Consider the following 20,655-nt stretch of genomic DNA (forward strand, 5'->3'; position numbering starts at 1 on the left):
GTCGCGCTCAATGGTGGCCGGAAGATACGAGTACGGAATCGATTTCGCGCGCGTCGGGGCCGTCGACTTCCACACCCACGTGGAGGTCGACGGCCACGGCCACCGGGCCTACGACGATGCCCTCGTCGAGGCCACCGCCGCGTACTTCAAGCTCGGGGCCGGCGCGCTGTCGAGCGTCGACGCGCTGGCCGATCAGTACCGGCGCCACAACACCGCGGCGGTGGTGTTCACCATCGACGCGCGCACCGCGATGCGGCACGCGCCCAACTCGATCGAGGACCTCGTCGCCGGCGCGGTGCGCAACAACGACGTGCTGATCCCGTTCGGCAGCGTCGACCCGTGGCACGAACGTCGCGCGGTGCATCGGGTGCACGAACTGGTCCGCGACTACGGCGTCCGGGGTTTCAAGTTCCATCCGAGCATGCAGGCGTTCGAACCCAACGACCGCCGCTTCTATCCGATCTACGAGGCGATCGCCGAGGCCGGGGTGCCTGCGCTGTTCCACACCGGGCAGACCGGGATGGGCGCCGGGCTGCCCGGCGGGCACGGCATCAAACTCCGCTACTCCGATCCGATGCTGCTCGACGACGTCGCCGCCGACTTCCCCGAGTTGACGATCGTCATGGCCCACCCCGCGGTGCCGTGGGTGGACGCGCAGATCTCGATCGCCTCGCATAAGGCCAACGTGTTCGTCGACCTGTCCGGCTGGTCGCCGAAGTACTTCCCGCCCCAGTTGGTCAGCGCCATCGGCCGCCAGTTGCGGACCAAGGTGCTGTTCGGCACCGACTACCCGTACATCCAGCTCGACCGGTGGCAGCGCGACTTCGACGACCTCGGCATCGACCCGGCGGTGCGGAGGCTCGTCTACAAGGACAACGCGCTGCGGGTGCTCGGCCTCGCGGGGTAGCGCGACCAGACGCAGAATCGCGTTCCCGAGGGCCCGGCCACGCGATTCTGTGTCTGCTCGGCGGTCTTGACGCGCCCGCGCGCCGTGTCCTAGTGTGAGCGCACTCACGTATTGAAACGTTTCAACTCATGGAGGAGCTGCGCATGCCCGCTGACGGCGTCGAACGCGTCTGCTTCCTGCTCCACCTCAAACGTGACCGCATCGACGACTACCTGACCGCCCACGAACACGTGTGGCCCGAAATGCTCGATGCCCTGCGCCGCGCCGGGTGGCACAACTACTCACTGTTCGTCCGCCCCGAAGACGGTCTGGTCGTCGGCTACTTCGAGACCGACGACCACGCGGCCGCCACGAAAGCCATGGCAGACACCGAGATCAACGACCGGTGGGAGGCGACCATGGCCGACTACTTCGACAACCGGCCCGATCACGCGATGGACCGACTCACCCACTATTTCCATCTACCCTGAGGACTGCCGTGAAAGTAGGAGCACGCTCCACCACAGGCTGGAAGGCGACGATCTCGGTCGCGATGTCGAACTACATCGAGGCGGGGTCGATCATCGCGATCGCCACCAGCCTGGGTTTCTGGCAGGCCGAGTTCGGCATCAGCAACTTCGGCGTCGGCCTGCTCGCGGCGTTGAGCGCCAACGCCTTCGGCGCCGCGATCGGCGCGATACTCGGCGGCCCGCTGTGTGACCGGTTCGGGCGCAAGGCGATCTACACCTACGACCTGCTGGTCTACATGGCCGGTGTGCTGGTGGCCGCCTGCGCGGTGAACTTCACCATGCTGCTGATCGGGTTCATCGTCACCGGCATCGCCGTCGGGGCCGGGGTCCCTGCCTCGTGGACCTACATCGCCGAACAGGCGCCCTCGGTGCAGCGGGCCAAACACGTCGGCACCGCGCAGCTGGCCTGGTCGACCGGGCCGCTCGTCGGGTTCGCGCTCGCCGCTGCGCTGGCGCCGCTGGGACTGCTCGGTTCCCGGTTGATCTTCGCCCACCTGTTCGTCGTGGCGGCGATCGTGTGGTGGGTCCGCCAGGGCCTGCAGGAATCGCAGATCTGGCAGGACGAGGGACGGGACGAGCCGACGCAGGTCGCCTCCGCGGTGGGGGTCCGCGGGCTGCGGGGCCTGTTCTCGCGCCGGGTCAACATCACCGCGCTGCTCTTCCTCGGCGGGATCTACCTGTTCTGGAACACCGTCGCCGGGCAGGCCGGAATCTTCATGCCCCGCGTTTACGACACCGCAGGCCTGCACAGCGCGGTCCAGCAGAACCTGCTGCAGGTGCTGGTGTGGGGGTGCACGGTGCTCGCCACCTACTTCGGGTTCATGGGACTCGCCGACCGGATGTCGCAGCGGCTGCTGTACGTCATCGGCGCCGCGCTGGGCATCGTCGGCTGGATCGTGCTGGTCGCGTTCACCGACAGCGGCGTGCCGACGATGCTGATCTTCGCGGTGCTGTGGGGTGTCTCCAGCGGCATCGGCGCGCAGGCGTTCTACAGCCTGTGGACCAGTGAACTGTTCGCCACCCCGTACCGCGCGAGCGCACAGGGCGTCATGTTCTTCGTCGTCCGCACCGCCACCGGCCTGCTGTCCTACTTCTTCCCGACGATGCTCGCCGTCACCGGCCTCACCGGCGTCGGGTTGCTGCTCGTCGGGCTGCTCACCATCGCACTGGTCATCGGTGCGGTCTGGGCGCCGCAGACCCGCGGTAAGACCCTCAAACAGATCGAAGCCGAACGCTACGGCGCCCCCGTCTCACCGGCGAACGTCGAGAAAGCAGCTGTCACACCATGAATGCCGTCCTCGACCACCTCGCGATCGAATTGCCGTCCTGGGCGTTCGGCAACTCCGGCACCCGCTTCAAGGTGTTCGGCACGCCCGGCACCGCCCGCACCGTGCAGGAGAAGATCGCCGACGCCGCGATGGTGCACCGGGTGACCGGGCTGGCGCCGACGGTCGCGCTGCACATCCCGTGGGACACCGTCGACGACTACGCCGCATTGTCGGCCTACGCCCAGGACCACGGGGTGACGCTGGGCACGGTCAACTCCAACACCTTCCAGGACGACGACTACAAGTTCGGCAGCCTCACCCACACCGACAAAGCCGTGCGGCAGAAAGCGATCGACCACCACCTGCACTGCATCGAGGTGATGAACCAGACCGGTTCGCGCGACCTCAAGGTGTGGCTGGCCGACGGCACCAACTATCCGGGCCAGGGCGACATCCGCGGCCGCCAGGACCGCCTCGCCGATTCGCTGGCCGCGATCTACCAGCATATCGGCCCGAACCAGCGAATGGTGTTGGAGTACAAGTTCTTCGAACCGGCGATGTACATGACCGACGTCCCGGACTGGGGGACGTCCTACGCCCACGTCACCGCGCTGGGGGAGCGGGCGATGGTCTGCCTGGACACGGGCCATCACGCGCCCGGCACCAACATCGAGTTCATCGTGGCGCAGCTGCTGCGGCTGGGGCGGCTGGGCTCGTTCGACTTCAACTCCCGCTTCTACGCCGACGACGACCTCATCGTGGGGGCGGCCGATCCGTTCCAGCTGTTCCGCATCATGTTCGAGGTCATCCGGGGCGGCGGGCTGGACCCGAAGTCGGGTGTCGCGCTGATGCTCGACCAGTGCCACAACGTCGAGGCGAAGATCCCCGGGCAGATCCGGTCGGTGCTCAACGTGCTGGAGATGACCGCGCGGGCGCTGCTCGTCGACACCGACGCACTGACCGCCGCGCAGGAGGCCTCGGACGTGCTGGGCGCCAACGCGATCCTCATGGACGCGTTCTACACCGACGTGCGGCCGCAGCTGGCGCAGTGGCGCTCCGAACGGGGGCTGCCGGCCGACCCGATGACGGCCTTCGCCGAATCGGGCTATCAGGAGACCATCAACGCCGACCGCGTCGGCGGCACACAATCGAGCTGGGGAGCGTGACACATGACTGACATCGTGAGAGAACTGATCGACCGCTCCAACCGTCTGGGCGCCGACCCGAAGAACACCAACTACGCCGGCGGCAACACCTCGGCCAAGGGCACCGAGACCGACCCGGTCACCGGTGCGCCCGTGGAGTTGTTGTGGGTCAAGGGTTCCGGCGGTGACCTCGGCACGTTGACCGAGAAGGGGCTGGCCGTGCTGCGGCTGGATCGGATGCGCGCGCTCGTCGACGTCTACCCGGGTGTCGAGCGTGAGGACGAAATGGTCGCCGCGTTCGACTACTGCCTGCACGGCCGCGGCGGCGCGGCACCGTCGATCGACACCGCCATGCACGGTCTGGTCGACGCCACGCACGTCGACCACCTGCACCCCGACTCGGGTATCGCGATCGCGACCGCGGCCGATGGGGAAGCCTTGACCAAGCAGATCTTCGGCGACCGGGTGGTGTGGGTGCCGTGGCGGCGGCCCGGCTTCCAGCTGGGTCTCGACATCGCGGAGATCAAACGGGCCAACCCGCAGGCCATCGGCACCATCCTCGGCGGCCACGGCATCACCGCGTGGGGTGACACGTCGGCCGAGGCCGAGGCGCATTCGCTGGAGATCATCGAAACCGCGGAGCGCCACATCGCCGAACACGGCCGCCGCTATCCGTTCGGCGCGCCTCTGGCGGGCTACGGGGCCCTCCCCGAGGGGCAGCGCCGGGACAAGGCCGCTGCACTCGCACCGTTCCTGCGTGGGCTGGTCTCCACCGACAAACCCCAGGTCGGCCATTTCACCGATGATCCGCGCGTGCTCGAATTCCTCAGCTGCGGTGAGCATCCGCGACTGGCCGCCCTCGGCACCAGCTGCCCCGACCACTTCCTGCGCACCAAGGTCAAACCGCTGGTGCTCGACCTGCCCGCCGACACCTCGGTCGAGGACTGCAAGGCGCGACTGGCCGAACTGCACGAGGCGTACCGCGCCGACTACCGCGCCTACTACGAGCGGCACGCCGGACCCGACAGCCCCGCGATGCGCGGCGCCGACCCGGCCATCGTGCTGATCCCCGGTGTCGGGATGTTCAGCTACGGCAAGGACAAGCAGACCGCGCGGGTCGCGGGCGAGTTCTACCTCAACGCGATCAACGTCATGCGGGGTGCCGAGGCGATCTCCGCGTACGCGCCGATCGACGAGGCGGAGAAGTTCCGCATCGAGTACTGGGCGCTGGAGGAAGCCAAACTCCAGCGCATGCCGAAGCCCAAACCGCTGGCCACCCGCATCGCGTTGGTGACGGGCGCAGCCTCGGGTATCGGCAAGGCCATCGCCACCCGGCTGGCCGCCGAGGGCGCCTGCGTGGTGATCGCGGATCTGGATGCCGGAAAGGCCGCGGCCGCAGCGGAAGAGCTCGGGAACACCGACGTGGCGGTGGGGATCGCCGCCGACGTCACCGACGAAGCGGCGGTGCAGGCCGCCGTCGACGCCACCGTCCTGGCGTTCGGCGGCATCGACATCGTCGTCAACAACGCCGGTCTCTCCCTGTCGAAGTCGCTGCTCGAGACCACCGCCGCGGACTGGGACCTCCAGCACGATGTGATGTCGCGCGGGTCCTTCCTGGTGTCCAAGGCCGCGGCCAGGGCGCTGATCGACCAGGGGCTCGGCGGCGACATCATCTACATCTCGTCGAAGAACTCGGTGTTCGCCGGGCCGAACAACATCGCGTACTCGGCGACCAAGGCTGATCAGGCCCACCAGGTGCGGCTGCTCGCGGCCGAACTCGGTGAGCACGGCGTCAAGGTCAACGGCATCAACCCCGACGGCGTGGTGCGCGGTTCGGGCATCTTCGCCGGCGGCTGGGGCGCCAAACGGGCCGCGGTCTACGGGGTTCCAGAGGAGGAGCTCGGCGCCTACTACGCGCAGCGCACCCTGCTCAAGCGTGAGGTGCTGCCCGAGAACGTCGCCAACGCCGCGTTCGCGCTGTGCACGTCGGACTTCTCGCACACCACCGGGTTGCATGTGCCGGTCGACGCGGGCGTCGCCGCGGCTTTCTTGCGATGAGCGCTTGCGCGAAGAGCCGAGGATGCCGATGAGGAGCGGGCAGGTCGCGGCGGTCGACCTCGGCGCCACCAGCGGCCGCGTCATGCTCGCCGATGTCGGGCCCGACCGCCTCGACATGACGGCGGTGGTTCGCTTCCCCAATGACCCGGTGCGGGTGTGGAACGGGCGGCGCAACGCGCTGCACTGGGACATCACCGGCCTCTACGGCCGGGTGTGCCAGGGATTGTCGGCCGCCGCGAGAGCGGCCGACGGGCTGGTCGGGATCGGGGTGGACTCGTGGGCGGTGGATTACGGGTTGCTGCGCGAGGGACGGCTGCTCGGCACCCCGCACCACTACCGGGATGACCGCACCGCCACCGGCGTGGACCTCGTACACGCCGTGGTCGACCCCGAGGAACTGTACCGGCGCAACGGCATTCAGTTCCTGCCGTTCAACACGGTCTACCAGTTGGCGGTGGAACGCGCCGACGGGCTGCTCGACTCGGCCGATACGGTGCTGCTCGTACCTGATCTCGTCAACTACTGGCTCACCGGCCGCGCCGCCGCCGAGCGGACCAACGCGTCGACCACCGGACTGCTCGGGCTCGACGGCCACTGGGACACCACCCTCATGCGTCGGATCGGGCTGCGGCCGAGCCTGTTCCGTGAACTCGTCGAGCCCGGAAGTGTGCTCGGCCCGCTGCGACCGGAGGTCGGTACGCCGCTCGGGCTCACCGACGCCGTGCAGGTGGTCGCGGTCGGTTCGCACGATACGGCGTCGGCGGTCGCGGCGATCCCGATGCGCCCGCAGGAGGCGGCCTACATCTCCTGCGGCACCTGGGGTCTGGTCGGCGTCGAGTTGCCCGCACCGGTGGTCTCCGACGAGAGCCGCACCGCCAACTTCACCAACGAGATCGGGGTCGAGGGCCGGGTCCGGTTCCTGCGCAACGTGATGGGCACCTGGCTGCTGTCGGAGACGGTGCGGCAGTACGAACGTGACGGCGCGCCTGGCGATCTGGCGGTGCTGCTCGATCAGGCGGCCGCGGCGTCCGCCCCCGCCGACGTGTTCGACACCGACGACCCTCGGTTCATGCCGCCCGGTGATATGCCTGCCCGGATCGGGTCCTGGTACCGCGAACGCGGCCTGCCCGCCCCTGACGGGCCCGCGGAAACCGTGCGCGCCATCGTCGAAAGCCTCGCCGCCGCGTTCGCCGCGGCGGTCGACACCGCGGCGCGGCTGTCCGGTGTGGACGTCGCGACGGTGCACATGGTCGGCGGCGGATGCCGGAACACATTGCTGTGCCAGCTGACCGCCGACCGGCTCGGCAGACCCCTGCTGGCCGGCCCCGTCGAGGCCACCGCGCTGGGTAACGTGCTGCTCACCGCCCGCGCCACCGGACTCGTCGACGGGGGCCTCGACGCACTGCGCACGCTGGTCGCCGACCGGTTCCCCGCGACCCGCTACGTCCCGTCTGGTGCAATGGTGTCGTGGTGAGTATGCGGGAGGTGGCCGCCGCGGCGGCCGTCTCCGTCGGCACGGTGTCCAACGTGCTCAACTCACCCGACAAGGTCGCCCCGGCCACCGTCGCCCGCGTGCACGCGGCCATCGAGGAACTGGGGTTCGTCCGTAACGACGCCGCGCGCCAACTCAAGGCCGGCCGGTCGCGCAGCGTCGGGCTGGTGGTGCTCGACGTCGGCAACCCGTTCTTCACCGACATCGCCCGCGCCGCGGAGCATCGCGCGGGCGAACACAACCTCACCGTGCTGCTCGGTACGTCCGACGACGACCCCCGCCGCGAACGCGCCTACCTCGACGCCTTCGACGAACAACGGGTCTTCGGACTGCTGGTGTCGCCGATCGGCGACGACCTCAGCCGGTTGCGCGCCTCCCAGCAGCGGGGGACGCCGGTGGTGCTGGTCGACCGCGACGGTAGCGGCACACCGTTCGATTCGGTGGCGGTCGACGACGTCGCGGGCGCCCGGTTGGCCGTCGATCACCTGTGCGCCACCGGACGTCGGCGGATCGCGTTCGTCAGCGGGCCGACCGAACTGCGGCAGGTGCGCGACCGGCTTCGCGGTGCGCGCGAGGCGGTCGCCGAGGTTGCGGGTGCCACCCTCGAGGTGATCGAGACCCCGGCGCTGACCGTGCTGGAGGGCCGTGCCGCGGGGGAACGGTTGCGGGAACGGCCGCCCGGTCGTCGCCCCGACGCGGTGTTCTGCGCCAACGATCTACTGGCCATCGGCGTGCTGCAGGCGTTGGCGCTGATCGGGGACATCCGGGTACCCGACGACATCGCGCTGGTCGGCTACGACGACATCGATTTCGCGCGTTCGGCCGTGGTGCCGCTGACGTCGGTGCGTCAGCCCACCCGGGCGATCGGGACGACGGCGATCGACCTGCTGATGGCCGCCGCCGACGCGGGCGCTGCGCACCGCCCCGGACACATCGTGTTCCAGCCCGAACTCGTGACGCGCGACTCGACCTAACCGTCGACGATCAGCACGTCCAGCAGGCGGGGACCGTGCACACCCTCGACCCGGTTGAGTTCGATGTCGCTGGTGGCACTCGGACCGGAGATGAACGTCAACGGCCGCAACGGATCCAGCGCCGCGAACGCCTGCGGGACGGTGTCGACGATCTGCCGGGTGAACACCACGCAGATGTGGTGGTCGGGGATCAGTGTCAGTGCTCGCCTGCCCTGCGCGACGCCCGCGTCGAGCACGATCGTCCCCGTCGCGGCGATCCCCACCGCGCATCCGGTCAACACCGCATCCGCGGCGTCGAGATCGGCGTTCGACAGCGGCGGCGAGTCGGACAGCACGTCGAGGCCGTCGACCCAGTCGCCGGGTACGTCGGCGGGCACCGCCAACTGTCCGCCGCGGGGGACCAGCATCGCGACCGCCGCCCCCACCGCACCACTGACCCGGTGCACGCGCGCCCGGTACTCACCGACTGTCTCCGCGAAACGGGCCACATCCCCGCGCCCGTCCAGCGGTGCCCGGTCGTACTCGCGCGGAACGGACACCGGCGGCGGCGGTGCCGCGGCGAGCGCATCCCTGATCCGGCTCAGGACAACCGATTTCGCATCAGCCATGGGTGCGGCTCCACCACTGGCGGAACGTCTCGGCCGGCGGTTCGGGCATGTCGCGGCTGGCGGTCCACTTCGACCCCGGCCACGGCAGGGTAGTGATCCGGTGGTCGGCGTTGGCGGCGAATCGCCCCGCGGCCAGCGCCTTCTCGGCGAGCGCGAACCGGCGCGGTGACGCCATCGCCCACGCCGCGGCCCTCATGGCCAGATCCTGTCCGCCGGGGATGCCGCCGCGCTGGGCGTCCACCTGCTTCGCCCGCAGATGCACCAGGATCGACGGGATGTCGATGCGGACGGGGCAGGCGTCGAAGCAGGCGCCGCACAGCGACGAGGCGTACGGCAGGGAGGCGTTGGGGTCGTCGTGCCCGGTGGTCCCGGTCAGCTGCGGGGACAGGATCGCCCCGATCGGACCCGGATAGACCGATCCGTAGGCGTGCCCGCCGGTGCGCTCGTAGACCGGGCACACGTTGAGGCAGGCGCTGCACCGGATGCAGTGCAGCGCGGCACGGCCCACCTCGTCGGCGAGCACGCTGGTGCGGCCGTTGTCGAGCAGTACCAGGTGGAACTCCTGCGGGCCGTCGCCGGGGTGCACGCCGGTCCACATCGAGGTGTACGGGTTCATCCGCTCGGCGGTCGAGGAGCGCGGCAGCAACTGCATGAACACCTCGAGGTCGGTGAACCTCGGCACGATCTTCTCGATCCCCATGACGGTGATCAGGGTCTGCGGCAGCGTCAGGCACATCCGGCCGTTGCCCTCGGATTCGACCACGGCGAGCGTACCCGTCTCGGCCACACCGAAATTCGCGCCGCTGACCGCCACCTTCGCGGACAGGAACTTGCGGCGCAGGTGGGCGCGGGCGGCCATGGCGAGGGCACGGGGCTCATCGGTCAGGTCCGCGGTACCCGGCATCTCACGCCGGAAGATCTCGCGGATCTCGGCGCGGTTGCGATGGATCGCCGGGACCAGGATGTGGCTCGGCTTGTCGTGTCCGAGTTGGACGATGAGCTCGGCGAGATCGGTTTCGACCGCCGAGATCCCGATGGATTCGAGGTACTCGTTGAGCCCGATCTCCTGGGTGGCCATCGATTTGACCTTGACCACCTCGTCGGCCCCGGCCGCCCGGGTCAACTCGCCCACGATGCGGTTGGCCTCATCGGCGTCGCGGGCCCAGTGCACCACCCCACCGCGGGCGGTGACGTTGCGCTCGAGGTCGTCGAGCAGTTCGGGAAGCCGAGCGAGCACATCCTGTTTGAGCGCACTGCCCGCCGCGCGCAACTCCTCCCAGTCCGCGCACTCACCGACCGCGTGCAGGCGTTTGGTCCGGATGGTGCGGGTGGCGTGTCCGACGTTGCGCCGCATTTGGGTGTCCTGCAACGCCTTTCGCGCGGCCCGCGGGAACGCTTCGTTTCCGCGCAGGTTGCCGGTGCCGGGAGTGCCGAGGAATGTGCTCACCGCGCACCCGCCACGGCGTCGTCGGTGGAGGCCAGGATCTCGGCGAGGTGGACGGTGCGCACCCCGGACCGGATTCGGCTCAGCCCACCCCCGATGTGCATGAGGCACGACGAATCGCCCGCGCTGCAGATCTCCGCACCCGAGTCGATCACATGGGCCATCTTGTCGGCCAGCATGGCCGTCGAGGTGTCGGCGTTCTTCAGAGCGAAGGTCCCCCCGAAACCGCAGCAGGACTCGGCGTCGGGCAGTTCGACCAACGTCAGCCCCCGCACGTGACGCAGCAGCTCCAACGGTTTCTCACCCACCCGCAGCATCCGCAGGGAATGGCAGGTGGGGTGGTAGGTGACCCGGTGCGGGTAGTAGGCGCCTACGTCGCGCACGCCGAGCACGTCGACCAGCAGTTCGGACAGTTCGTAGGTGCGCGCCGCGACGGCCTCCGCGCGGGCGGCCAACCGTTCGTCACCGGCCCGGCGGGCGACCATCGAGTGCTGGTGGCGGACCGAGCCCACGCAGGATCCCGACGGGGCCACGACGGCCTCGCACCCGGCCTGTTCGAACACGTCGGCGTGGTGGCGCACCAGCGCCGTGGCCTCGTCGAGATACCCGGTGTTGACGTGCATCTGACCGCAACAGGTCTGTTTCTCCGGGAAGACGACCTCGTGGCCGAGCCGTTCGAGCAGCCGCACCGTGGCGACGGCCGCCTGCGGGAACATGGCGTCGGCCAGGCAGGTCGCGAACAAGGCGATACGCATGACGGCTCCGGGACGTGGGGCTGTGGTCTGACCACAGTACGTCAATGTGGTCGGACCACACCAGGGTGGATGGTTATCCTCATCGCATGCGCGCCCACGAACTCGTCCTCGAGCGGATCGAACGCGATCTCGCCGACGGCGCGCTGGCGATCGGGGACCGGCTGCCGGGGGAGCGGGCACTGGCCGAGGAGCTGTCGGTCAGCCGGTCCTCGGTGCGTGAGGCGATCCGGGTGCTCGAGGCGATGGGGGTGGTGCGCACCGCGGTGGGCTCCGGACCCGACGCGGGGGCCACCGTCGTCGCCGATCCGAGCAGTTCGATCGGATCGGCACTGCGGCTGCACACCGCGACCCGGCACCTGCCGATCGCCGACCTCGTCGACACCCGAATCCTGTTGGAGAGCTGGGCGTTACGTGAGGCCGCGCACCGCAGGCCGCGGCCGGACCTGACCGCAGTGGAAGCGATCCTCGATGCGATGGACGAGGTCGCGCTGAGCCCCGAGGAGTTTCTGCGCCTCGATGCGGCGTTCCACGTCGCGATGTCGGAGTTGGCGGGCAACGTCGTCGTGGGCGCGATGATGGCGGCGCTGCGGGACTCCATCCACGGTTACGTGCTGGCCGGTGTGCCGTTGCTCGACGACTGGCCCGTCGTCGCGACGACGTTGTGCGCGGAGCATCGCGCGATCCTGAACGCGGTGCGCCGCGGCCACGGGGCCCGGGCCGGGAAGTTGGTGGACGCGCACATCCACGGTTACGTCGACCTGATCCGGCGGTGACGGCCGGCTGCGGCCAAGATGGAGCCATGGCCTCCAAGTCACCGACCTACGTCCAGGCGTGCATCAACGGTGCCCGCACCCCCGACGAGCACCCCGCTCTCCCGGCCACCCCTGACGAACTCGCGGCGGCCGCCGTCGCCGCCCACGAAGCCGGAGCGCAGTCGGTACATCTGCACCCCAAGGGGACCGACGGCGCCGACTCGCTCGATCCCGAGGTCGTCGGGGCGGCGGTGGCCGCGGTCCGCCACGCCGCACCGGGTCTCCCGCTCGGGGTGACGACGGGCTTCTGGGCGCTGCCGGACGCGGGGCGCCGGCACCGCGCGGTGGACAGCTGGTCGGTGCTGCCGGACTTCACCTCGCTGAACTGGCACGAGCCGGGGTCGCCGGAATTGGCGGAACTGCTGCTGAGCAAGGGTCTCGGGGTCGAGGTGGGCATCTTCCACGCCGAGGCCGCCGAGTCGTGGGCGGCCTCGGAACTCGCACCGCACTGTCTGCGGGTGATGATCGAACTGCAGGGCGACGGTGACACCGACACCGCCGACACGCTGCTCGGAATCGTGCGGTCCGCCGGATCACCCGCGCCGGTGCTCTTGCACGGTCTCGACGAAAGCTGTTGGCCGCTGCTGAAACACGCGGGCCTGCGCGGCCTGCAGACGCGCATCGGGCTGGAGGACACGCTGCGGCTCCCCGACGGCTCCGAGGCTCCCGACAACGCCGCGCTGGTGGCGGCCGCCATCGACCTGCTCAGTCGCTGACAGCGCCCAATTCGAAGTCGGCGAAGTCGAAGCCGGGCACCACCACGCAACTCACCAGGCTGGGCTCGTCGTCGCGGGGACGGGCGCGCTGCCAGTGCCGGGCGGGCACGATCAGCTGCGGACTCGCGCCGCCATCGATGTCGCTGCCGAGCAGATGCGTTGTCGCCGAATCATGTTCGGGCCCCATTTCGAGTAGCAGCGGGCTGCCGCGGTGGTACATCCACAACTCGGCGCTGCGCACGGTGTGCCACGCCGACTGCTGACCCGGCATGAGGAGGAAGAGGATCGCGGTACCCGCGCTACGCGGACCGGTGTAGTCCGGCGGCAGCGCGGACTGGGTGACCGTCAGATCGCTGCGCCACGTCTCCCGATACCAACCGCCTTCTGGGTGCGGCGCCAGGTCGAGCCGCTGCGCCCACGCCGGGAGATCGCTCATCGCATGCACCGCCTTCGTCGAGGTCACCTCAGCCTAGAGACGATCGGTCCGGTGGTCGACGCGGACGCGCGGCCGCGCACGCTACTCTCATCGCATGCTGCGTCCCGGGTGGCTCGTCGCGTTCTGTGCGGCGGTGCTGGCCGTGAGTGCGTGGCTGCCTTGGCTGACCACCGACGCCGACGGTGGTGGACGCGCCAGCGCGATCGGTGGGACCGTGGGCAGCCTGGTGCTTCCGCCTCGGTTCGGGGCCGGACAGTTGATCGTCCTGCTGGCGTCGATCCTGGTCGTCGCCGGCGCGATGGCGGCGCGGGGTCTGTCCGAGCGTGCGGCTTCGGTTGCCGCCATGGCGATTTCGCTGCTGATCCTCGGGATGACGGCGTGGTACTACCGCATCAACGTCCAGACTCCGGTGGAACCCGGCTACGGGCTCTATGTCGGGGGCGGCGTGGCCGTCGCCGCCCTGCTGTGCTCAGTGTGGTCGTTCGTCGCGGCGATGTCGCGAGGCTCCCGCTGATATGGCGAGGCCGCGGGCGCACTGCCCGCGGCCTCGAATCGGGTAACCGTTATTCGGCGTCGACGGTGGTCGGCTGAATGGACTTCTGCCCGCCGCCGTGGGCGACTTCGATCTTGCGTGGTTTCGCGCGTTCGGCCATCGGGATGGTGACGGTCAGGACACCGTTCTCGTAGGTCGCCGAGATCGCCGCCGAATCGACGCCCTCACCGAGCGACAGCTGCCGCCGGTAGCTGCCGAAGAACCGCTCGTTGGCGAGCCACTGCGCGGATTCCTCGGATCGGGCGGTGCGACGCGCCGAGATGGTGAGCGTGCCGTTGTCGACGTTGACGTCGACCGAGCCGGGGTCGACGCCGGGAAGGTCGGCGGTCAGCACGTAGTGGTCGTCGATCTTGCAGAGGTCCATCGGCATGAACCGGGGTGTGCGATCCGATCCGGTCTGACTGCTCAGCAAACCGCGGGTCCAGGTGTCCAAGTCACTGAACGGATCAAAGCGAAGCACAGCAATTCACCTCCTCGTCGATCCGAAAGCCCGCCACCCTGGCGGGCAGCCAAATCACTGTGCATCATCAGATTAGCACTCGACACATGCGAGTGCTAGTCCCGATTTTTCCGGATCGGTGCAGATGAGGACCTGTTTTCGAGGCGGATGAGGGGCAGTGGCGTGCTCGTGACACAGCATCGCGGAGGTCGATGGCCGTGACCGGGGGAGGTGTCGATTCGCGGGAGTGACCCGACTGGTTCAGGGCGGCCCCGCCGGCTCGATGTCTGAACCGACGAGACCTTGGCGGGTGTGGTGGTCGACCGCCACACCTGCCCCCGGCAGCAATGCCCAGACTCGGAGATCACAAACGTAATCGGTGTGCGTTGCGCCCACATCGGGAAGACTGCTCCATATGACGGAGCCGCATACGCACGACCTCGCCATGCGGATGGCGGAATTGGCGCGAACGCTCGCCTCTCCTCGCGACCTCAACGAGATTCTGTCCGGAGTCACCGCGGCGGCCGAGGAACTCATCCCGGGCGTCGACACCGCGGGCATCCTGCTCGTCGGCCGTGGGGGAACGTTCGAATCGATCGCCGAGATCACCGCGCTGCCCCACGAACTCGACGAACTGCAGATGAAATACGGCGAGGGGCCGTGCGTACAGGCCGCACTGGACGACGTCGTCGTGCGCACCGACGACTTCCGCGAGGAGACCCGCTGGCCGAACTATTCGCCGGCGTGCGTCGAACGGGGTGTGCTGAGCGGATTGTCGTTCAAGCTCTACACCGCCGATCGCACCGCAGGCGCGCTGAACTTGTTCAGCTTCCGCCCGCGGGTCTGGGACAGCGAAGCCGAGACGACCGGGACGGTGCTGGCCGCGCACGCGGCGGCCGCGTTGCTCGCGCACCGCGAAGGTGAGCAGCTGAGGTCCGCGCTGTCCACCCGTGACCGCATCGGTCAGGCCAAGGGCATCATCATGGAGCGCTACAAGGTCGACGACGTGCAGGCGTTCGAGATGATGCGCCGCCTGTCGCAGGACAGCAACAAGAAGCTGACCGAGATCGCGCAGCAGGTGATCGACACCCGCGCCTGATCAGTCGTGGTGGCCGTGCTTCCAGTGGCCGTTGCCCCGGCCGCGCGGCCCGTCGTCGTACCACTCCACCCATCGCGGGGTGTCGACGCAGGCGTAGGCGAACCCGTACGGGCCGCTGACGCAGACGTCCGGTCCGGCCGACGCGGGGGCTGCGCCGGCGAGTGCGACGCCGACGGGCAGGGCCGCCGCGCCGATACCCATTGCCATGGTCTTCAGCAGTTTCGCTCGGATCACGGGGCTTACCTTAGTACGGCTATCGAACGACCAACAACCTTGGCTGGCTTACGCTTTCGTCAATTGCGCCGAGGCTGCTGTGAGATCATGGATTCGGTTCCGAGCGTGATCTGGCAGCAGTTTCGGCGTCGAAAAAAATCACGAAGTGCCCCCGGCAGGATTCGAACTAGCCGGATGGGCCGATCTGTAACCCGTCTCGACGTGCGCTGATGGCGCTATAATCGCTGACAGCAGGACATATTGACCGTTGCCGATGTTAGGTTCTGTTGGGTTCTGTTTAGGCCCGTTATAGCCCGCTTATAGCCCGAAAGTCGCCCGTTAGGAGCTGCCGCGATGCCGCAGAAGAAGCCCGCCACCGCCACCACTGCTCGCAGCCGCCGAGGATTCGGGCGGCTCCGCCAACGCGGGTCGGGCCGCTGGCAGGCGAGCTACCCGCACCACGGCGCGCTGCACTACGCCCCGGCGACGTTCCCGACGAAGGACTCCGGCGCGTCGTGGCTGCAGAACGAGCGGGATCTGATCGACCTCGACCGCCGCAAGCCGGGCACCTGGACCCCGCCCGCCGAGCGGGTGACCAAGGGGGCGGCGCGCAAGCTCACGCTGCGCGACTACGCGAAGCCCTGGTTGGAGCACCGCAACCTCTCACCGCGCACCCGCGACAATTACGAGTACCACCTTGAGCGGAATATCTTGCCGACGCTGGGGGATTCGGCGCTTGCGGAGATCACCCCCGAGGACGTGCGCGTTTGGTTCACCGGGCTGGGCACCGAGCACCGGACCCGCAACGCACAGGCCTACGGCGTCCTGCAGGCTGTGCTAAACACCGCCGTGGATGACGGGCTGATGGACCGCAGCCCCGCCCGCATCAAGGGCGCGGCGGCGGTGAAGCACACCAAGCGGTCGGTGGTGCTGTTGGAGCCGGAGGAGTTGGTGGCGTTGGCCGACGCGATGCCCGAGGCGCTGCGGCTGACCGTGCTGCTCGCGGGATGGTGTGGACTCCGCCGAGGAGAGTTGTTCGCGTTGACGAGGGCCGACGTCACCGCCGACGCCACCGCACTGCGGGTGAGTAAGGCGGTGACGTTCCGGCACGGCAAGTTCGAGGCCGGGCCGACCAAGACCAAGGAGTCCAACCGCACCGTCACCGTGCCGCCTCACCTGCGCCCGATCATCGCCGCGCACCTCCGCCAGCACGTCGGCGAGGCCAAGACGGCATTGCTGTTCCCCGACCCGGTGACGGGCGGGTACTACGCCGAGGGCCGGTACCGCACACCGTTCTTCAACGCCCGGCAGGCCATCGGCAAGGATGATCTGCACTTCCACGATCTGCGGCACTTCGGCGGCGTGATGGCGGCAGTCGCCGGAGGCACAACCAAGGAGGTCATGGCGCGCCTCGGTCACGTCACCAGCGGCACGGCAATGCGCTATCAGCATGTCGCCGCCGGGCGCGCCGACGTGTTGGCTGATCGCCTGTCGGCACTCGCCGTCCCGGCGCGGTCGGGCGACGCGCCAGTATCGGCATGAAACCCCCACCGAAGCAACGGCTCTCAGATAGCAGTCGATATCTCAACGGAACCACTCGCGCCCTAAGCTATTCTTAGCGAGCCGGTCGCGTAGCCCCAGACCCGCTCTCACACTCCGTCTCAGTCTCCGCCCCCTCCAATTCCAGCCGGGGAAGATCACCAGACGACGGAGCAAAACCAGTGAGCGCGAAGACCGCCACCCCGCACTTCATTTCCCTGCAGGACGCCGCCACCCGCACCGGGTTCTCGGTGTTCACCTTCCGCGAGAAGATCGCCAGCGGCGAGCTACCCGCCTACCGGCTGTCCGACAAGCCCGGCAGCGCCATCCGCGTGAAGGTCGCCGACGTCGACGCGATGATGAAGCCGCTCATCCCGGCTGAGATTTACGCCGATCGCCAAGCCGGTGCTCGATGACACCGGCTAGCTTGATAGCCGAAATCAGCAGCGCGACAACCCCTCCGGTGTCGGGTAGCGCGACTCTCGCTCGCTGCAAGTCTGCACCATCACTGAATAACGTCAACAGAAGCAACCCTATTCACAGAGAAGATGGGTGTGGCGCATGACTGCTCTCGCCTTCGACAATCCCGATCTGCTGTGTCCGCCCAAGGACGTGGCCGAGTACCAGCACACCTCCGAAACGGCGCTGGCGCAGGAGCGGTGGCGCGGTGTTGGGCCGCGCTACCTCAAGCTCGGCAAGCGAGTGTTCTACCGCGCCGGTGACCTCAAGGCGTGGATGGACGACAACACGATCGAGCCGGGAGCACCAGTGCCGCAACAGGAGTGAGAAACAGCGATGCCGCCCAGCGCGTCGTTTGCCTCGGACGCATGTGCCAGGCGGCATCACCACCAACGACTCCACCGCAGAGTCACGCCCTTCCGACGTCAACGAGAGGTACGGCCCGATGTCCGACCAGAAGAACAACGCCCAGTCTAGCAATCGCGCTGCCGATCTGACGGCGCTGCTGAATCACGCGCCGAAGGCCGACGACCACAACGGCGTGCGCGACCACCTGCACGCGCTGGCGGGGCTGGGCTGCGCGCCGCTGCTGGTCTACCCGGCTAGCAAGAAGCCTGCCGATGTGCGCACACCGCAGCGGCGCAGCGCCGACGACCGCGCCGCCCGCGAGGCTGCTCAGGCGGCGGGTAACCCGAACCCGCAAAAGGTCAAGTCCGCCGCCGGGGTCCACCTCGCCAGCACCGACGTCGACACGCTCGACCGCTACCTGGACCACTACGTGAGGACGTTCGGCGATGCCGTGGAGGTCAACGTCGCGGTGTCGCTGGGGCGTAGCCGCCTGGTCGTGGTCGATTGCGACACCGCCGCGCAGCTCGGGGCGTTCCTGGCCGACGCCGAGGCCGACCCCGACACGGTGCCGACGGTGCGCACGCCCGGCCAACTCGGGCCGGACGGCGTGACGCTGGTCCACCGCGACGGCGGTCACTTCTACTTCACGGTGCCCGAAGGCATTGAGCTGCCGGAGCAGCCGGGGTCGATGAAGGTCGGCGGTGACGACGGGTATGCGGTCATCTGGGGCACCGGCAACTACGTCTTGACGCCTCCGAGCGTGCGGCCCGAGGGCACCTATGAGGCGACCGGCGAGCCGGTCTATGAGCTGCCTGGCTGGCTGGCCGAGGCGATCACCACGTACGGGCAGGGCTACGTCAGCCGCGCCACCGACGGTCACGCCCGCGCCGACACCAGTGCCGACCCGGTGGCGCGGTGGGGTGCTGGCGTGAGCTGGGCGGCGATCTTGGAGCCTGCCGGGTGGGTGGCGACGGGAAAGGCTGACGGCTGCGGGTGCCCGGTGTGGACCGCGCCGGGCGTACACGGCAGCCCGAAATCCGCCACCGCTCATGAGCCGGGCTGCCCGCAGTGGACCGACTCGCCGGACCCGCCGCTGCACATCTGGACCGACAACCCCGGTGAGCCGTTCGTCGGGCACATCGCCCGGCGCGGCACCGCCACCGTCAGCAAGCTGCAGGCGGTCGCGCTGCTCCACTACGACGACGACATGGGAGCCGCGATGACCGCGCTCGACCTCACCCCCGACATCGACGCCTTGGCGCTGGACGATGACCTGCCCGTCGACTTTGGGCGCACGGTCAAGGCAGACGACGACAGCAGCACTCCGCAGCTGCCCGAGGAGTTCTGGTCGGCGCATCCGACGCTGGAACACATCAGGCAGTTCGCCCACTACGGCGTCAACTCCGCCGACGCGGTGCTGGGTGCGGCGCTGGTGCGGCTGTCGGCGCACCTCGACCCGTGCGTGCGCATCGTGACCGGCGTCAAGCGCCCCCTGCCGCTCAACACGTTCGTCGGCATCGTCGGCTCGGCGGGCACCGGCAAATCGTCGGCCTACCAGGCGTCGGCTGACCTGCTCGACCTCAAGTTCGGTGATCCGATGCTCGGTGACCTCATCGCGCCCGCCGACCAGTGCCCGCCGGAGTTGCCGGTCGGCTCCGGCCCCGGCGTCGCCGAGGCCTTCATGGGCACGGTGATCGACCCCGGTGACCCGACGATGAAGACCAAGGTGCGCCGTCAGGTCCGGCACAAGGTTCTGCTGCACTCGGACGAGGGCGCGGGTCTGGTGTCGGGGATCATCGACACCAAGCGCGGCCAGGACATCGGCCCGACGCTGCGCGCTGCGTGGACGGGCGCGGTGCTGGGGCAGGCCAATGCGAGCGCCGAGCGCACCCGCGAGGTCCGCGACTACAGCCTGGGGCTGTGCGTCGGGTTCCAGTTGGAGGCGTTGGCGGCGCTGTCGACCGCCGAGCAGCTTGAGTACGGCACGCCGCAGCGGTTCGTGTACGTCTCGGCGACCGACCCCACCATCCCCGACGACGCACCGGATGACCCCGGCCCGCTGACCGTGCCGCTGCCTCACGGGCCGCTGCGCTACGACGCTGAGTTGCGTGCTCGGGCACGCCGGGAGGCTCTGGCGCGGGCGCGGGGTGACGGCGGGAACGACACCGACGACGACATGATGCAGGCCCACCGCCCGGCGCTCGTCGCCCGGTGCGCGGCGCTGCTTGTGGTGCTGTGCGATCCCGGTCGCACGGAGGTCAACGCGGGCGACGTCGCGTTGGCGGAGATGCTGCTGGACACCTCGGCGCAGCTGCACGGGATCGCGATGGAGTGGCGGCGGGAACGCGAAGCCTCCGAGCGTGAGCGCCAGTTGCAGGGCCGCATTCGTGAGCAGGTCGCCACCGCCGTCGCCCTCGACGGTCGGGCCGACGACATGGCGCGCCTCAACGAACGCATCCTGGCCTACGTCGATGACGCGGGCGGTTCCGTCGAGTGGGCGGGGCGCGCTGGGCTGCGCAAGACGAAGTTCAATGCCGGTGACCGCCCGCTGGCCGATGCGGCGTTGGTGCGGTTGGTAGTTGAGGACGGGCCGCTGGTGCGCGACGGCAACACTGTGCGTCGCCGTGTTAGCTGACGACCGTCCCCCCGAGGCCGGGGGGACTGCGGGGGGACGGTCCCCCCCGACCCCCTCGCGGGCGCGCTCTATACGATTCAAATGACCTACCTATATTACCTGGTCAGAGAGTTGAACACCTTTGTCGGGCAAAAGGATTCGACCTCTCTCGCGCCCGTATGGCCGTCCCCCCGTCCCCCCGTCCCCCCGGTTAACGGGGTCGGGGGGACTGTCGTTTCGGGCCGGAATCGAAGCGCGTCACGGTTA

At 69.0% G+C, this 20,655-nt stretch carries 21 protein-coding genes; 15 read left to right on the forward strand and 6 right to left on the reverse strand.

Annotated features, from left to right (window positions below; genetic code table 11):
- The first annotated feature begins 10 nt into the window (after positions 1-10).
- The 7 genes from G6N49_RS28715 (at position 11) to G6N49_RS28745 (ending at position 8,353) form a co-directional block, all read left to right on the forward strand.
- Positions 11-907: a 4-hydroxyphenyl-beta-ketoacyl-CoA hydrolase gene (locus G6N49_RS28715; protein ID WP_011561771.1), complete on the forward strand. Its 897-nt coding sequence runs from the start codon at positions 11-13 to the stop codon at positions 905-907.
- A 143-nt stretch (positions 908-1,050) separates the two neighbouring features.
- Complete coding sequence (locus G6N49_RS28720; RefSeq protein ID WP_064874354.1) at positions 1,051-1,377, forward strand: L-rhamnose mutarotase; 327 nt, start codon at positions 1,051-1,053, stop codon at positions 1,375-1,377.
- A gap of 8 nt (positions 1,378-1,385) precedes the next feature.
- Positions 1,386-2,705 (forward strand): MFS transporter, encoded by a 1,320-nt coding sequence (locus tag G6N49_RS28725; RefSeq protein ID WP_011561769.1) that lies wholly within the window; start codon positions 1,386-1,388, stop codon positions 2,703-2,705.
- A complete protein-coding gene (rhaI, locus tag G6N49_RS28730; RefSeq protein WP_083045009.1) occupies positions 2,702-3,850 on the forward strand; it encodes an L-rhamnose isomerase in 1,149 nt (382 codons plus the stop codon). The genes G6N49_RS28725 and rhaI overlap by 4 nt, the downstream gene beginning before the upstream one ends.
- 3 nt (positions 3,851-3,853) lie before the next feature.
- Complete coding sequence (locus tag G6N49_RS28735; protein ID WP_083045008.1) at positions 3,854-5,887, forward strand: bifunctional aldolase/short-chain dehydrogenase; 2,034 nt, start codon at positions 3,854-3,856, stop codon at positions 5,885-5,887.
- 28 nt (positions 5,888-5,915) lie between these two features.
- Positions 5,916-7,361 (forward strand): rhamnulokinase, encoded by a 1,446-nt coding sequence (locus G6N49_RS28740; RefSeq protein WP_083045032.1) that lies wholly within the window; start codon positions 5,916-5,918, stop codon positions 7,359-7,361.
- Positions 7,362-7,363: 2 nt separating this feature from the next.
- Positions 7,364-8,353 carry a LacI family DNA-binding transcriptional regulator gene (locus tag G6N49_RS28745; protein ID WP_083045007.1) on the forward strand — a complete coding sequence of 330 codons (990 nt, stop codon included), beginning with the start codon at positions 7,364-7,366 and terminating at the stop codon, positions 8,351-8,353.
- On the opposite strand, the gene G6N49_RS28750 is transcribed toward G6N49_RS28745, so the two are convergent.
- Genes G6N49_RS28750 through G6N49_RS28760 form a run of 3 tightly spaced genes read right to left on the reverse strand, consistent with a single transcriptional unit; the run spans position 8,350 to position 11,160 of the window.
- Entirely contained in the window at positions 8,350-8,961 is a 612-nt protein-coding gene (locus G6N49_RS28750; protein ID WP_083045006.1) for a LutC/YkgG family protein, read from the reverse strand. The genes G6N49_RS28745 and G6N49_RS28750 overlap by 4 nt on opposite strands.
- Positions 8,954-10,408, reverse strand: a complete 1,455-nt coding sequence (locus G6N49_RS28755; RefSeq protein WP_083045005.1) for a LutB/LldF family L-lactate oxidation iron-sulfur protein — start codon at positions 10,406-10,408, stop codon at positions 8,954-8,956. The genes G6N49_RS28750 and G6N49_RS28755 overlap by 8 nt, the downstream gene beginning before the upstream one ends.
- Positions 10,405-11,160 (reverse strand): (Fe-S)-binding protein, encoded by a 756-nt coding sequence (locus G6N49_RS28760; RefSeq protein ID WP_083045004.1) that lies wholly within the window; start codon positions 11,158-11,160, stop codon positions 10,405-10,407. The genes G6N49_RS28755 and G6N49_RS28760 overlap by 4 nt, the downstream gene beginning before the upstream one ends.
- 86 nt (positions 11,161-11,246) lie before the next feature.
- On the opposite strand from G6N49_RS28760, the gene G6N49_RS28765 reads away from it, so the two are divergent.
- The gene (locus tag G6N49_RS28765) at positions 11,247-11,933 is read left to right on the forward strand and encodes a FadR/GntR family transcriptional regulator (protein WP_179967810.1); all 687 of its coding nucleotides are present in this window, start codon (positions 11,247-11,249) and stop codon (positions 11,931-11,933) included.
- 26 nt (positions 11,934-11,959) lie between these two features.
- The gene (locus G6N49_RS28770; RefSeq protein WP_011561760.1) at positions 11,960-12,688 is read left to right on the forward strand and encodes a 3-keto-5-aminohexanoate cleavage protein; all 729 of its coding nucleotides are present in this window, start codon (positions 11,960-11,962) and stop codon (positions 12,686-12,688) included.
- On the opposite strand, the gene G6N49_RS28775 is transcribed toward G6N49_RS28770, so the two are convergent.
- Complete coding sequence (locus G6N49_RS28775; RefSeq protein ID WP_011561759.1) at positions 12,678-13,124, reverse strand: cupin domain-containing protein; 447 nt, start codon at positions 13,122-13,124, stop codon at positions 12,678-12,680. The genes G6N49_RS28770 and G6N49_RS28775 overlap by 11 nt on opposite strands.
- Before the next feature lie 94 nt (positions 13,125-13,218).
- On the opposite strand from G6N49_RS28775, the gene G6N49_RS28780 reads away from it, so the two are divergent.
- Complete coding sequence (locus tag G6N49_RS28780) at positions 13,219-13,638, forward strand: hypothetical protein (RefSeq protein WP_011561758.1); 420 nt, start codon at positions 13,219-13,221, stop codon at positions 13,636-13,638.
- A 49-nt stretch (positions 13,639-13,687) separates the two neighbouring features.
- Here the strand turns inward: G6N49_RS28780 and G6N49_RS28785 are convergent, their stop codons facing one another.
- Positions 13,688-14,137 carry an Hsp20/alpha crystallin family protein gene (locus G6N49_RS28785; protein WP_011561757.1) on the reverse strand — a complete coding sequence of 150 codons (450 nt, stop codon included), beginning with the start codon at positions 14,135-14,137 and terminating at the stop codon, positions 13,688-13,690.
- Positions 14,138-14,531: 394 nt separating this feature from the next.
- Here G6N49_RS28785 and G6N49_RS28790 point away from each other — a divergent pair, with 394 nt between their 5' ends.
- Positions 14,532-15,215, forward strand: a complete 684-nt coding sequence (locus G6N49_RS28790) for a GAF and ANTAR domain-containing protein (protein ID WP_011561756.1) — start codon at positions 14,532-14,534, stop codon at positions 15,213-15,215.
- Here the strand turns inward: G6N49_RS28790 and G6N49_RS28795 are convergent, their stop codons facing one another.
- Positions 15,216-15,449 carry a hypothetical protein gene (locus G6N49_RS28795; RefSeq protein ID WP_011561755.1) on the reverse strand — a complete coding sequence of 78 codons (234 nt, stop codon included), beginning with the start codon at positions 15,447-15,449 and terminating at the stop codon, positions 15,216-15,218. It lies immediately after the preceding gene.
- 333 nt (positions 15,450-15,782) lie between these two features.
- Between G6N49_RS28795 and G6N49_RS28800 the strand changes: the two genes are divergently transcribed.
- From G6N49_RS28800 to G6N49_RS28815, 4 genes are all read left to right on the forward strand, one after another.
- Entirely contained in the window at positions 15,783-16,970 is a 1,188-nt protein-coding gene (locus G6N49_RS28800; RefSeq protein ID WP_083045003.1) for a tyrosine-type recombinase/integrase, read from the forward strand.
- 179 nt (positions 16,971-17,149) lie between these two features.
- A complete protein-coding gene (locus G6N49_RS28805) occupies positions 17,150-17,383 on the forward strand; it encodes an excisionase family DNA-binding protein (RefSeq protein ID WP_083045002.1) in 234 nt (77 codons plus the stop codon).
- Between the two features lie 145 nt (positions 17,384-17,528).
- On the forward strand, positions 17,529-17,753 hold the full coding sequence (locus G6N49_RS28810) for a hypothetical protein (RefSeq protein ID WP_083045031.1): 225 nt from the start codon (positions 17,529-17,531) through the stop codon (positions 17,751-17,753).
- 118 nt (positions 17,754-17,871) lie between these two features.
- Positions 17,872-20,409, forward strand: coding sequence for a bifunctional DNA primase/polymerase (locus tag G6N49_RS28815; RefSeq protein WP_133056652.1), 2,538 nt, complete (start codon positions 17,872-17,874; stop codon positions 20,407-20,409).
- The last annotated feature ends 246 nt before the right edge of the window (positions 20,410-20,655 follow it).

This window comes from Mycolicibacterium monacense (genome assembly GCF_010731575.1).
GTDB lineage: Bacteria > Actinomycetota > Actinomycetes > Mycobacteriales > Mycobacteriaceae > Mycobacterium > Mycobacterium monacense.

What these genes read in the sequence shown, in the direction of transcription:
- G6N49_RS28715 (WP_011561771.1), top strand. Translation starts at nt 11, where the DNA reads ATGGTGGCCGGAAGATACGAGTACGGAATCGATTTCGCGCGCGTCGGG.
- G6N49_RS28720 (WP_064874354.1), top strand. Translation starts at nt 1,051, where the DNA reads ATGCCCGCTGACGGCGTCGAACGCGTCTGCTTCCTGCTCCACCTCAAA.
- rhaI (WP_083045009.1), top strand. Translation starts at nt 2,702, where the DNA reads ATGAATGCCGTCCTCGACCACCTCGCGATCGAATTGCCGTCCTGGGCG.
- G6N49_RS28735 (WP_083045008.1), top strand. Translation starts at nt 3,854, where the DNA reads ATGACTGACATCGTGAGAGAACTGATCGACCGCTCCAACCGTCTGGGC.
- G6N49_RS28740 (WP_083045032.1), top strand. Translation starts at nt 5,916, where the DNA reads ATGAGGAGCGGGCAGGTCGCGGCGGTCGACCTCGGCGCCACCAGCGGC.
- G6N49_RS28745 (WP_083045007.1), top strand. Translation starts at nt 7,364, where the DNA reads ATGCGGGAGGTGGCCGCCGCGGCGGCCGTCTCCGTCGGCACGGTGTCC.
- G6N49_RS28750 (WP_083045006.1), bottom strand. Translation starts at nt 8,961, where the DNA reads ATGGCTGATGCGAAATCGGTTGTCCTGAGCCGGATCAGGGATGCGCTC.
- G6N49_RS28760 (WP_083045004.1), bottom strand. Translation starts at nt 11,160, where the DNA reads ATGCGTATCGCCTTGTTCGCGACCTGCCTGGCCGACGCCATGTTCCCG.
- G6N49_RS28765 (WP_179967810.1), top strand. Translation starts at nt 11,247, where the DNA reads ATGCGCGCCCACGAACTCGTCCTCGAGCGGATCGAACGCGATCTCGCC.
- G6N49_RS28770 (WP_011561760.1), top strand. Translation starts at nt 11,960, where the DNA reads ATGGCCTCCAAGTCACCGACCTACGTCCAGGCGTGCATCAACGGTGCC.
- G6N49_RS28775 (WP_011561759.1), bottom strand. Translation starts at nt 13,124, where the DNA reads ATGAGCGATCTCCCGGCGTGGGCGCAGCGGCTCGACCTGGCGCCGCAC.
- G6N49_RS28780 (WP_011561758.1), top strand. Translation starts at nt 13,219, where the DNA reads ATGCTGCGTCCCGGGTGGCTCGTCGCGTTCTGTGCGGCGGTGCTGGCC.
- G6N49_RS28790 (WP_011561756.1), top strand. Translation starts at nt 14,532, where the DNA reads ATGACGGAGCCGCATACGCACGACCTCGCCATGCGGATGGCGGAATTG.
- G6N49_RS28800 (WP_083045003.1), top strand. Translation starts at nt 15,783, where the DNA reads ATGCCGCAGAAGAAGCCCGCCACCGCCACCACTGCTCGCAGCCGCCGA.
- G6N49_RS28810 (WP_083045031.1), top strand. Translation starts at nt 17,529, where the DNA reads ATGACTGCTCTCGCCTTCGACAATCCCGATCTGCTGTGTCCGCCCAAG.
- G6N49_RS28815 (WP_133056652.1), top strand. Translation starts at nt 17,872, where the DNA reads ATGTCCGACCAGAAGAACAACGCCCAGTCTAGCAATCGCGCTGCCGAT.